This window comes from bacterium (assembly GCA_026708015.1).
GTDB lineage: Bacteria > Actinomycetota > Acidimicrobiia > Acidimicrobiales > Bin134 > Poriferisocius.
The window spans coordinates 147,339-159,732 of sequence record JAPOVT010000056.1 but is presented as its reverse complement, the minus strand read 5'-3'; the positions used below and the strand labels follow the sequence as shown (position 1 = coordinate 159,732).

Genomic DNA, 12,394 nt, shown 5'->3' with positions numbered 1-12,394 from the left:
CTAAAGTGCGGCCCCATGACCACAGGAGTTGTTTTGGCCCACGGGGCGTTTCACGGACCTTGGTGCTGGGAGCGGGTGCAGGCCCTCTTGGAAGCCGAGGGCATTGCCACTACGGCGTCCGACCTCTGCCGCCCCACCACCGCCGAAGACATCGCCGCCTTCCAGGCCGATGTCAACGCCATGCGGGCCCGGCTGGATAACAACGGGCCAATTATCGCCGTGGGGCACTCACTGGGAGGCCTGTCCATCTCGGGTCTCGACCCGGCCACGGTGGACCACCTGGTGTATCTGGCCGCCATCCTGCCCGGCGACGAGGGCGAAGAAGCCGACCCGCCCGATGTGGCTGAAGCGGTGATCGCCGAGAACTTCTTTCCCGCCTTGGAGCACGGCGAAGGTGGATACAGCTCGGTGAAGCAGGGAGCGGCAGGCGACCTCTTCTACCACGACTGTTCCCCCGAAGACATCGCCTGGGCCGAGTCGCAACTCCGCCCTCAGCCCTTGGGCCAAGCGCCATATTCGTTCCCTCGAGCGGCATGGCGGGACGTGGAGTCCACCTACATCGTGTGCGCCGACGACCGCACCCTGACCTCAGACTTCCAGCGGACCTGCGCGGGACTGGTCGCCAACTCCATAGTGATGGAGGGCAGCCACTCCCCCATGCTGGCCCAGCCCGAGGCAGTGGTCGCGGTGATCACCGAGATCGCAGGCCAATAAGGCCAGCTCATCGAATCACCTGAGAGGAAATCCAATGGAATACCGCGCCCTGGGAGGCTCTGGAGTCCAGGTGAGCACGCTGTGCCTAGGAGCCATGATGTACGGCCCCGCGGGCAACAACGACGAGACCGAGTGCGCGGCCATGACCCACAAGGCCCTTGACGCCGGGATCAACTTCATCGACACCGCCGACCGCTACAGCATGGGCATCTCTGAGGAGATCGTCGGGCGGGCCATCAAGGGACGGCGCGACAACGTGGTGGTGGCCACCAAGTTCTACGGCCCGATGGGCGATGACATCAACATGCAGGGCGGCTCCCGCCGCTGGGTAACCCAAGCAGTGGAAGACAACCTGCGCCGGCTCGACACCGACTACATCGACCTTTACCAGATGCACCGCCCCGACCCCCGCACCGACTTCGGCGACACCCTGGCCGCGCTGACCGATCTGGTGCAGGCGGGCAAGATCCGCATGATCGGCACTTCCACTTTCCCCGCCGAGCTCATCGTGGAGGGCCAGTGGGCCGCCGAGCGCCGCGGCTTGGAGCGGGTCCGCTGCGAGCAGCCCCCGTACTCCATCTTCACCCGGGAGATCGAGCGGTCGGTGCTGCCCACTTGTCAGAACTACGACATGGGCGTGATCGTGTGGAGCCCCCTCAACGGCGGCTGGCTCACCGGCAAGTACCGCAAAGACACCGACTGGCCGGATAACTCCCGGGCCACCCGCAACATAGTCAGCGCCCAGCGCTGGGACCGGGAGAACCCCGTGGTGGCCCACAAGCTTGACCTGGTAGAAGAGCTCGACGCCCTGGCCGCCGAGGTCGGCTGTTCGATGGCCACCCTGGCCTACGCCTTCACCCTGGCCCACCCGGCAGTGACCTCCACCATCATCGGCCCCCGCACCCCCCAACAACTAGATGCCGCCCTGGAGAACCCCGACCTCCGCCTCACCAACGAAGTCCTAGACCGCATCGACGAGTTGGTGCCGCCCGGCAAGGACCTCAACCCCGACGACGCCTTCTACATCCCCCCAGCAATCGCCAACCCCGCCCTACGGAGGCTTTAGCTAGACCGCTCCCCGGAACGTTCGATGGCACGCACATCCGTGCCCAGGTACGAGGCGATCACCAGCGGATCATTCCGTACCTCGTCTGGCGAGCCCTCGGAAATCACCGAGCCAGCTTCCAAGCAATACACCCGGTCGCTGATGCTCATCACCAGCGGCATGTCGTGCTCGATCACCACCACCACCGCGCCCAGCTCGGCTTGGATGCGGCGGATGAGCGGGCCGAACGCCTCGCTCTCCCGCTGAGCCACCCCGCCGGTGGGCTCGTCAAGCAGCAGCACCTTGGCGTCAACGGCCAGCAGACTGGCCAGTTCCACGATGCGGCGGGTTCCGGTGGACAGATTGGAGATGAAGTGGTCGGCGTAGCGCCCCAGCCCCACAAAATCCATGAGGCTGTCCACGTCGGCCCGTTTGCGCCGCTCTTGGCCCGGCGACGGCGGTAATCCCAATAGAGACGGAACCAGCAGCGAGCGGTCGCGAGCCTCCATCGCCACCATCAGCGCTTCCCGAACGGTAAGGTCGGGATAGATCTTGGCGTGCTGGAACCCCCGCCCCAGGCCGCCCCGGTGGCGGCGATACGACGGCAGCCGGGAGATATCGCGCCCCAGCACCTCTACCTGGCCGTTGAACGGCACAAAACCGCTGATGGCATTCATCAGGGTGGATTTCCCCGCCCCGTTGGAACCGATCAGCCCGACCAACTCCCCCTGGTGAACCTCGATGGACACCTCGTCCACCGCCACCTTGCCACCGAAGTGCACGTGTACGTCTTGAACAGCCAACCACGGGAGTCCCGGCTCCATGTCTACCGTGCGCTCGCTGGTGATGGGCACCGGCTTGTCCAACGCCGGCACCGGCTCGGGAATGTTCCGGGCCGCCATCCGCTCATCGGCCATCCCCAGCAAGAAGTCGCGTAGCTTGTAGAGGAGCTGCATGATCCCGCCGGGGAAGTACATCAACAGCAACAGCAGGCCCACGCCAGAGGTGAGCAGCCTCACCTCGTCGCTGGCCCCGAATATGGCCGGGATGCCCTTCACCCACAGCACGCCCAAGAGCGGCCCGGCTATCGACCCCAGCCCGCCGATGATGGCGATGGCGATGACGTTGATCGACTCGTTGGCGTTGAACAGCACCTGGGGATTGATAGTGGGCTCGCCGGTGATGATCAGCCCGCCGCCCAATGCAGCCAGTCCCCCGGCCAGCGTGAACGAGATGAGCTTGATCCGGCTGCCCGACACGGTGGAGGCCGCGGCCATGTCCTCGTTGTCGCGCACCGCGATCATCATCCGTCCGATGCCGGTCTTGCGCAGGTGGGCCACCATCCACACGGCCAGGGCCAACAGCACCAGCACCATGAAGAAGAACGATTTTCGGGAGGCGGTGAAGTCGAACGGGCCCCACACCGGCGGAACCACCTTGGGGGTGTTGGTGGCCCCCTGGGTGAACACGTCCTGCCCGAATATCCACGACATGGCGGCAATGGCGAATGCCAGCGTGGTCACCGCCAGCATCAGCCCCTTCACCCGCAGCGCGGGCACTCCGATGATGAACGCGGTGACCATCCCCGCCGCTACCGCGATCACCATGGCCACTCCCCACGGCAGGTCGAACGACCAGTCCCACCAATCGAATGGGATGGGGATGTCGCCACCCTCGGTCAGCGCCACAACGGTGAGGCCGCCCACTCCGGCAAAGGCGAATTGGCCCAACGAGAGCTGGCCGGCCCAGCCGGTGAGCATCGACACCGACAAGGCGATCAACGCAAAGCCCAAGATGCGGGTCCAGGTGTACAGGTTGGAGTTCTTGGTGAGGAACACCCCGAGCAACACCAGAGCGCCGAATAGGGCCACGAACCCGAACCGCGACAGGTTGCGTATGTACCAAAGTCCCCTGAGCCGTTCGGGAATGGCCTTCACCTTGGGCGAGAGCGACCACTCCCCCTCATCCTCGGTGCCCCGGCGGGCGAACATCACCGTGATCACCAGGATGGCGATGAAGAAGATCACGTCCACCGCCTCGCGGATCTCCCGATCCACGTTGCCCTGGAACAGGCGCTGGAAGATGCCCAGGCCAATGCCGGCGATCAGGGTGACCCACAGCGACCGCATTCGAGCGATGAGCGCAACCAACAGCACCCGAAGCAGCAGGCCGGGACCGAGGCTGGCGGTACCCGCATCGGCGGCGCTCACCCGGAACGGCGCCAACAGGATGAGCGTGATCCCCGCCAGCGCCCCGCCGATGGTCCAAACCATGGTGGACACCCGCCGCACGCTGATGCCGAACAGCCGTCCGGTGTCGGCGTTGTCCGCCGATGCTCGGATAGCGAGTCCGAATCGAGTGCGGCCCAAGAACAGCGCCAGGACGGCGATCACCAGCGGCACCATGATCACCACGATGAGCTCGCGCCCTCCGATGCGGAGGTGATCGGTGACCTCCCAGCGGAACTCTTGGGCGGTGAGCTTGGGGGGCAGCGGGAACGGCCCTGGCCGGGACACGTCGGGAAGCTGGATGGCGGCGAAGATGGCCAGCTGGGCCACCCCCAGGGTGGCGATGAACAGCACCAGGCGCGGCGAGTCGAATAGCCGCCGCACCACCACCAGCTCAGCGATCATGGCAAATCCGGCTGCCGCCCCCACCGACAAGAAGAACGCCAGCCAGTAGGGCACGTCGTAGCGGAACGTGAGCATGGCCATCAGGGCCACGCCGAAGCTGCCGATTTCGGCGTGGGCGAAGTTGAGCACCCCGGTGGACCGGTAGATGAGCACGAACCCCGCGGCCAGCGCGGCCACTATGAGCCCCTGCACGCTGCCCGAGAACAAGTCCTGTTGGGAGATCTCCCAGCCGATGTCGATCACAGCACGGCCATCCGGTCTTCGGCCCGGCCTTGTTCAATCTGGCTCACGGGCTAGCCGCCCTCCGCGCCCAAGAACACCGCCCGAACCAGGTCGTCCCGCTCGGCCAGCTCCTGGGCTGGGCCCTCAAAGCGAACCCGGCCCTTCTCCATGAACACCGCCCGCTCGGCCACGCTGAGGGCCACGTTTAGCGACTGCTCCACGATGATCATGGTCAGCCCGGTTTCCTTCAGCTGCTCTACCACCTCCAGCAGCTCCTGCACCACCACCGGGGCCAAGCCCAGCGACAGCTCGTCGATGAGCAGAACCTCGGGCTCGTGCATCAGCCCCATGCCGAAGGCCAACATCTGCTGTTGGCCTCCTGAGAGGTCGCCTGCGGCCTGGTTGCGCTTTTCCCGCAGCACGCCGAACACGTCGTACACCCGCTCAACCCGCCGATAGATCTCGTCCTTGTCTTCCTTGGTGCTCAACATGGAGGCCAAGAGGTTCTCTTCCACCGTGAGGCCGGGGAACACCCCCGCCCCGCCCCGCACTTGCACGATGCCCTGCTTGAACCGCAACTCGGCATCGGCGTAGGTGATGGTACGACCGTTGAGGCGGATGGCCCCTCGGTCGGGCACACCCAGCCCGCTCACCGCCCGCAATAGGGTTGACTTGCCTGCGCCGTTGGTGCCCAAAAGGGCCAGCGTCTCGCCCCGGCGAACCTCCAGACCGCAGTCGAACAACACCTGCACCGGGCCGTAGCTGTAGTCCAACCCTCGCACTTGGAGCACCGGGATGTCGTCGGGATGCTCCGACATGCGGCGCATCTCCTCCTGCTCTTCCACCAGCTCGCTCACTGCCAGCGAGATATCTCGTTTGATGTACCGGGAGCCGTAGGCCACCAGCAGTCCGCCGATGATCGACGCCGGCGGGGCCACGATGCTGATGGCCAGGCGTTCTCCGTGGGCGTCGCTGATCGACCCGGCGATGATGCTGCCCATGAAGCCGCCCATCAAGAATATGAACACCGGCAGCAGGGCAAAGGCCTGGGCCCGCATCCGGTAGGGGGCCACTGCGCCGATAGTGGGGGCGGCAGCCACAAATGAGGCCGAAGTGCAGGCGTTGGCCAGGCTGATGCCGAAGATCATGATGGCGGGCTGGTGGAATCGCATGGCGACAAGCACCAGAACGCCCGACATGATGATGAGGGTGCCCGCGGTCCTCACCATCTTGGTGGGATCCTCACGAAACATCCCGTCGAATTTGAAGCCCGAAATCGGGATGGCAACCAGGCTGGCCAGCCACACCAGCGACGTCACCCATCCCCGCTGGAACGCCTCATAGCCGTACTCGTCCTTCAGCATGAGGTTGAGCTGACTGGGCAGCGTCACCAGCGCAAAGCCGAGGGTGCCAACGCCCACGGCCAAGAAGTAGAAAGTCTTGACCTTCTTGAGCCGGGCGAAGGCGGTTGACATCGACACGGGAAGGTCCGAGCCGATGGGGGGCATTTCGTACTGCTCGCCCAAGATGGCCTGCTGTTCGTTCCCCGCGCGAGGGGGTTCCTTGAGCAGCAGCGACACCAGCGCGAGGACAATCGGTGGAATGGCGAAGATATAGAACGCCCACCGCCACCCATCGTCGCCACCGGCGATCGAGGCGATGGCTCCGGCCAGCACAGGGCCGATGAGCAAGCCGATGGGCCGGCCCATGCCCTCGAAAGCGAAAATCCGGGCTCGGGCGGGAATGGGATAGGTGTCGGTGAGCAGCGAGGAGTGAACCGGCAGACGGTTGGCCTGGCCCGCCCCGGTGAGTACCCGAGTCCAGAAATACTGGAACGGGTTCCTCACCAACCCGGTCAAAAACACGCTCACCGCCCACCCTGCGGTGGCGATGGGCACGATTAGAGTGCGCTTCACCCGGTCGGCCAGCCAGGCCAACGGCACTGCTCCCAGCACTAGGGCCACGCCGCCGAATGAGGAGATGCCCAGGATTACCGTGTCCGACACCCCGAAGGCCTCCTGGAGGTCGGGGAGGAGTACGGCGATCGCCACCCGATCGAATTCGTCGATCACGTTGAGCAGGAACAGCACCACCAGCATGCTGGCCCCGCCGGCCCGGATGCCCTGCTTGAGGGTCATGGGCTCCTCGCCCACTCCGGGCAACAAGTCGTCGGGAAGCACTATGACCTCCGACTTGGCCTCTTGCTCGGCTAGGCGCTTGGACTCCTCCTCGAAGACCGCCGAGGCCAGACTGGCCGGATCATCCAATTCAGCCGGTTGGCTCTGGACCGGATCATCCAGCTGAGAGTCTTCGACTTCCGGTCCTACCGAGTCGTCCATTGATCCCCCATCGGGGCGCGACACTAGGCCATCAGCTAGGCGCAGCGCACGGTATCAGCCGGTTCACAGCCATTCATTCATCGGCTAGGGTTCACCGTTCAAACGCACGTAGGGGGTAACCGTGTCTCACAAGATGCTCAAGATTCTCGGAGCGCTGCTGGCGCTGGTGCTCATCGCCTCGGCATGCGGGGGCGATGACGACGATGATGGAGGGGCTCAACCAGCACCTTCCGAGCAGACCGCTGCTCCGGCCCCCGATGAGCCGGATGCGCCTGCCGACACCGGCGACGGTGACGACCCCGCCCCGGCCGAAAAAGAGACGACCGCTCCCGCGCCCGACGAACCCGAGGCACCCGCAGACACCGGCGACGGTGACGACCCCGCACCCGAAGAGCCGGTGGAAATCGGCTTCGACGAGCCCCGGGGCGACATGTTCATCGAGTTCCACCGGACATTCGACCGGACTCACCCGTTCCAGCCGCTGGACGTGTTCTGCACGGCCACGCCCGACCCCGACTCGCCGCCCCAGGCCACCGATAGGGGAATCACCGAGGACTCCATAACCATCGTCCACCTCCGCACCAAGCTGGAGGAGCTGGAGGGCATCGGCTTCGCCGTTCCTGTGGGCGACCCAGCGAATATGTTCGAGACTTTCACCAAGGTGATCAACGAACAGTGCAACGGCATCTGGGGCCGCCAGATCGACCTCCGCCTCGTGGAGGTTTCCGCGCTGGGCGGCGGCGGCGAAGACATTGACACCCTGCGCAACCAGGCCTGTATCGAAGCCACCGAGGATCACAACGCGGTGATCGTGACCAACTCCACCGGCTTCCAGGGCACCGCCATCTTGTGCATTACCGACCACGACACTCTGTTCCTCACCACCCAGGGCAACCCCGCCGACTTCCACGAGCAGGCCAATGGCCTGCTGTATTCGATGAGCCCCGTCGCCGAGCACTCGGTGGTGAACATGACCCAGGCGGTCATCGACACCGGCGCTCTGGACGGGAAGACCATCGCCGTGATCTGGCCCGACACCCCCGGGCAGCCCGAGACCGTGCAGGCCGGGATCATCGATGTCTTGGAGGCCGCGGGCCACGAGATCGCCGTGGCCGAACAGATCGGATGCGGCGGAGCCACCCAATGCACCCTCGGCAACGACATAGCGGTAGAGCAGATGCTGGAGGAGGGCGTCGATGTGGTCTTCCCCGGGCTCAACGTGCTCAGCCTGCCCCAGTTCATCAATGAGATGATTAGCCAGGGATTCCGCCCCGGCGACGTGCAGTTCTACAACTCCGACTTGAACAGCCAGGCCGGCGACCTGGTGTCGGGCAAGGTGGCCCAGTTCGGCGGCGACGCCGCCGCCGAGCTCTACAACGGCACCATCATCATCGATGATGCCCCCACCGGGAACTTCCGGGTGGCCGACCCTGTGCTCAGCTTCAATGCACCGCTCAATATCATGTGCAACGAGACCTATGCCGACAACAACGACATCGGCGCCGCCCATATACGCGACGTGTACGGGAGCTATGACAGCGCCTACGGCATGACCACTGGTGTGTGTGCTGAAATGCGCATGGTGGCCCGGGCCATCTACGACGCTGGCCCAAACCCAACCCGCGAAGACATTTTCAACGCCTTTAGGAATTTGGGCTCGGTGGACATCCAGCACCAGCTTCCTGCCACCTTCGGTCCCGACAAGTTCGGCGCTCCCGATGTGGTGACCGAGCTGGTGTTCAACTTCCCGTGCCCCAACGACCCCGACATTCCCACCTGCATCGAGCAGACCGCCCCATACCGACGCCTTGGGGAGTGACTTAGACCGCTATCCCGGTAGCATCGGGAGGGTGAGAACTCGGACCCTCCGCAGCGGCGGCCAATACAGAGGGTTTTCCGCGGCCCTAGGGCTTGTGCTGGCACTGGGATTGGTCGCGGTCTCCTGCGGTGGCTCCGAGACGCCGGAAACCGGCAGCGCAGAAGTGGGGACCACCCCCACCGTCACGGAGTCGACTCAAGAAACGCCTCAGGACCCGGCCTCATCCGAGGCCGCGTCCACCGAGGCAACGCCCACCGAGGCGTCGACAGTGTCGAGTACCGACCAGGACGGCGTGGAGGCTTCCACCGATTCGCCCGAGCCGGACGAGGCTCCGACTGCGGCGCCCACGGAATCGGCGCCAACCGGCGCACCCGCTGAGCCAACAGCCACTCCCCAGTCGACTTCGGCTCCAACGCCAGCGTCCACTCCCGCTCCCGCGGCCACTTCGGCTCCTCAGCCGACCCCAAGAGCGACTCCCGCCTCCGCACCGGCAGCACCTCGGCCGACCCCAGCGGCAACTCCCGAACCGACTCCGGCACCCACGCCACGGCCCACCCCAAGGCCCACGCCGCCACCCACTCCCGAACCGACTCCCGAGCCAACGCCGGTTCCCCCTTCAGACTTGCCTGCGGTCCAGATGGTGAACGTGGCCACCGGCACCACCGTCAACCTGGCCGGCTTCGCCCCGTCCGACCGGCCCATCGTGCTGTGGTTCTGGGCGCCCCATTGACCCACCTGCCGCCGGGAAGCCCCCGGCCTCGACCAGTTGGCTCGAGACAACACCGACAAATTCACCCTCATCGGCGTCGGAGCCCGCGACAGCCTCGGACAGGCTGAGGATTTCGTGAACAGAACCGGGACGACCTTCACCATGTTGTGGGATTCATCCAGTGCATCCTGGAACGGACTGGGAATCACCAGCCAGCACCGAATAATCGTGCTAAATAGGTTCGGCCAGGAGGTCGATCGGCGGGCCAACCCCTCGCACAGCTGGATCCTGGACAAGGTGGCCGGCATTGGAGCAGCCTGACGTGGGTGCGCTGACGAAGACGAAGATCAAGGTACTCGCCATGGCTTTCTGCTTGGCCCTAGGCGCAGCTGCTTGCGGAGACAGCGTCGACAGCCCTGCGACTGCTCCTACCGAGGCACCGGCCCCAGCCGAAGCCCCCGCCACTCAGGCGCCAGCACCCGAACCGGCCACAGAGAGCGCCGCCCCAGCTCCAGAATCTGATCTGCCCTCGGTCGAATTGGTGGACATTGCCACCGGGGCCGACGTGAACCTGGCCAGCTTCGCCCCGTCGGATCGGCCCCTCGTGCTCTGGTTCTGGGCGCCCCATTGAACCATCTGCCGCCGGGAAGCCCCCAGCGTCGAGCAGTTCGCACGAAACAACTTTGACAAGGTAACCGTCATCGGAGTTGGAACCCAAGACAGCCTCGGGCTGGCCGAGAGCTTCGTGGAGTCCACTGGTACCACCTTCACCATGCTCTGGGATCCGACCTTCGAGTCTTGGCGTCAGCTGGGAATCTCCGGCCAGCCCGCGGGGATGCTGTTGGACGCCAATGGCACGATCCTGACCTCGTGGCGGGGCAGCATCCCCCAAAGCCGGGTGCTCGAGGCCGTCAGCGCTTGACGCTCCGCTAGACGAACGGGAGCTTGACCACGGTGGCCGGCGTGAGGGTGCCTCGCATATCCACGGCCAGCTCGTCGCCGATTTCGGCGTCGGGGGGCACAAAGGCCAAGGCGATACCCGTCTCCAGCATGGGCGAGAAATTCCCCGACGTGACCTCCCCCACCGCCTCGTCGCCCCGCAGCACAGCCTGACCCTCCCGGGGCGGACGACGGCCCTCCACCCGCAGTCCCCGCAATCGCCGGTGGATGCCCCTCTCCCGCTCTGCGGCCAGAGCCTCCCGGCCCCGAAACGACGCCTTGTCCCAGCGCACCACCCAGCCCAGCCCGGCTTGCAGCGGGGTGATGCCCGGGCCGAGCTCATGGCCGTGCAGGGGCAGACCCTTCTCCAGGCGAAGCGTGTCCCGAGCCCCCAGGCCAGCGGGAATGATCCCCGCCGCAGTCACCGCATCCCAGAGCTGCTCAGCGGCCTCAGTGGGCACGGCGATCTCCACCCCATCCTCGCCGGTGTAGCCGGTACCGGCCACGGTCAGCGCAGAGCCCTCCCACTGCACCGAGGCCACGCAGTTGCGGGGCACCTCTGAAGCACCGGGCGACACCTCGGCCAGTCGACTGCGGGCCTCAGGACCCTGCACCGCCAGCACCGCACGACTGGCGGTCACATCAGCGGCCTGAAATCCGTCTTCGGCCTCAGCGCCGCCTAGGGCGTCAGCCACCCGGTCGGTGTTGGAGGCATTGGGCATCACGTCGAAGCTCTCCGGCGCCACCCACCACACGATGATGTCGTCGAGCACCGAACCGTCCTGGTCCAACAGATGGGTGTACTGGGTACGTCCCGGTTCTATCCGGGCCAGATCGTTGGTGAACGCCTTTTGAAGGCGCTCGTAGGCATCGACACCAGACACCCGAAGCGTGCCCAGATGGCTCACATCGAACACCACCGCTTCGGTTCGGCAAGCCCGATGCTCGGCCAGGGTGCCCGACGGATAGGAGAGCGGCATATCCCAGCCGCCGAAAGGAACCAGCTTGGCCCCCAGCGCCTGATGCCTGCCCTCCAACGGGGAGGAACGCACGTGGAATTCCCCTACCGGCTAGCCGGTCCCAGCGCCGGCGCCAGTGTGGGTCAGATCACCGTCCATTCCGGTGACATCGTCGAAGCCATACTTGCTCAACAAGCTGTGATAATCCCGCTGGCAAAGCACAACGACATCGATGCCGGGGTAGCACTCCCGCAGTCGGCGAACTTTGCCGTTTTTGCGGGTGATGTACTTCTGGCGCGCGGTGGTGATCTCCACGTAGCGGTCGAATTGGGGCAAGTAGAAGTCGGGCGTGAACGCCTCGGCCACTTCGCCTGATTCGTTGCGAGAGAGCACAAAGGTCTCGGGCTCATATCGCCACTCGACGCCATAAAAGTCGAGCAACTCGGCGAATTGCCGCTCAGAATCGTGGGCGAACACGCTTTCGGCGGCCTCCTTAAGAGCCGGTTTGGGCCGTGCTGACGCCGGTTTGGGGCTCAGCAGTATCCACAGGAAGGGGCTCTTCAACGGGAAGCTCCCTCACGGCGGCCTCTACCTCTTCGATAAGGCCTTCCATGCGAAGGTAAAGAGCACCCTGGCCTTGGCGCAGAGCATCCAGAATTTGCTCATCAGTCCGAACCAGGAGCGATTGACTGCCGTTGATCACCAGATCGGCGCTGGCCACTTCCTCTCCCAGTTCGTCGCGCAGATAGTCGAATACTTCGCGCACCCGCTGTAGGGCAATTCCCTCGTCCAAAAGCCGCTTGATCAGCTTTAACTCCAACAGATCGTTGTAGGAATACCGGCGGCGGCTGCCGCTTCCCTCGGCAATTTGCGCGGTAGACGCAACCAACTCAGTGCGTGTCCAGTAGTCCAGTTGGCGGTAAGTGATGCCGACAATCTCAATGGTCTGGGGGGAACTGAAGTCCTTGGCTACTTGTCCGTACTCGCTCATCTGACTCTCCAGTGCCGGGGCGCG

The 12,394-nt window shown here is 65.0% G+C and carries 12 protein-coding genes; 6 read left to right on the top strand and 6 right to left on the bottom strand.

Annotated features, from left to right (window positions below):
• Positions 1–15: 15 nt before the first annotated feature.
• Together OXG30_14515 and OXG30_14510 are read left to right on the top strand one after the other, a co-directional pair.
• The gene (locus OXG30_14515; protein ID MCY4136102.1) at positions 16–714 is read left to right on the top strand and encodes an alpha/beta fold hydrolase; all 699 of its coding nucleotides are present in this window, start codon (positions 16–18) and stop codon (positions 712–714) included.
• A 34-nt stretch (positions 715–748) separates the two neighbouring features.
• Positions 749–1,780 (top strand): aldo/keto reductase, encoded by a 1,032-nt coding sequence (locus OXG30_14510; GenBank protein MCY4136101.1) that lies wholly within the window; start codon positions 749–751, stop codon positions 1,778–1,780.
• On the opposite strand, the gene OXG30_14505 is transcribed toward OXG30_14510, so the two are convergent.
• Positions 1,777–4,635 (bottom strand): branched-chain amino acid ABC transporter permease/ATP-binding protein, encoded by a 2,859-nt coding sequence (locus tag OXG30_14505; protein MCY4136100.1) that lies wholly within the window; start codon positions 4,633–4,635, stop codon positions 1,777–1,779. The two genes, OXG30_14510 and OXG30_14505, sit on opposite strands and share 4 nt — an antisense overlap.
• Before the next feature lie 50 nt (positions 4,636–4,685).
• Complete coding sequence (locus OXG30_14500) at positions 4,686–6,953, bottom strand: ATP-binding protein (GenBank protein MCY4136099.1); 2,268 nt, start codon at positions 6,951–6,953, stop codon at positions 4,686–4,688.
• Between the two features lie 121 nt (positions 6,954–7,074).
• Between OXG30_14500 and OXG30_14495 the strand changes: the two genes are divergently transcribed.
• Positions 7,075–8,772, top strand: coding sequence for an ABC transporter substrate-binding protein (locus OXG30_14495; protein MCY4136098.1), 1,698 nt, complete (start codon positions 7,075–7,077; stop codon positions 8,770–8,772).
• A 207-nt stretch (positions 8,773–8,979) separates the two neighbouring features.
• On the opposite strand, the gene OXG30_14490 is transcribed toward OXG30_14495, so the two are convergent.
• On the bottom strand, positions 8,980–9,216 hold the full coding sequence (locus OXG30_14490; GenBank protein MCY4136097.1) for a hypothetical protein: 237 nt from the start codon (positions 9,214–9,216) through the stop codon (positions 8,980–8,982).
• A 322-nt stretch (positions 9,217–9,538) separates the two neighbouring features.
• Here OXG30_14490 and OXG30_14485 point away from each other — a divergent pair, with 322 nt between their 5' ends.
• From OXG30_14485 to OXG30_14475, 3 genes are read left to right on the top strand one after another with little or no spacing between them, the layout of a single operon-like run.
• The gene (locus OXG30_14485) at positions 9,539–9,802 is read left to right on the top strand and encodes a hypothetical protein (GenBank protein MCY4136096.1); all 264 of its coding nucleotides are present in this window, start codon (positions 9,539–9,541) and stop codon (positions 9,800–9,802) included.
• 1 nt (position 9,803) lies between these two features.
• Positions 9,804–10,112, top strand: coding sequence for a hypothetical protein (locus tag OXG30_14480; protein MCY4136095.1), 309 nt, complete (start codon positions 9,804–9,806; stop codon positions 10,110–10,112).
• A 3-nt stretch (positions 10,113–10,115) separates the two neighbouring features.
• On the top strand, positions 10,116–10,403 hold the full coding sequence (locus tag OXG30_14475) for a TlpA disulfide reductase family protein (GenBank protein MCY4136094.1): 288 nt from the start codon (positions 10,116–10,118) through the stop codon (positions 10,401–10,403).
• A 7-nt stretch (positions 10,404–10,410) separates the two neighbouring features.
• On the opposite strand, the gene gcvT is transcribed toward OXG30_14475, so the two are convergent.
• Genes gcvT through OXG30_14460 form a run of 3 tightly spaced genes read right to left on the bottom strand, consistent with a single transcriptional unit; the run spans position 10,411 to position 12,370 of the window.
• Complete coding sequence (gene gcvT / locus OXG30_14470) at positions 10,411–11,472, bottom strand: glycine cleavage system aminomethyltransferase GcvT (GenBank protein MCY4136093.1); 1,062 nt, start codon at positions 11,470–11,472, stop codon at positions 10,411–10,413.
• Positions 11,473–11,490: 18 nt separating this feature from the next.
• Positions 11,491–11,856 (bottom strand): hypothetical protein, encoded by a 366-nt coding sequence (locus OXG30_14465; protein MCY4136092.1) that lies wholly within the window; start codon positions 11,854–11,856, stop codon positions 11,491–11,493.
• A gap of 16 nt (positions 11,857–11,872) precedes the next feature.
• The gene (locus OXG30_14460) at positions 11,873–12,370 is read right to left on the bottom strand and encodes a MerR family transcriptional regulator (GenBank protein MCY4136091.1); all 498 of its coding nucleotides are present in this window, start codon (positions 12,368–12,370) and stop codon (positions 11,873–11,875) included.
• Between the last annotated feature and the right edge of the window lie 24 nt (positions 12,371–12,394).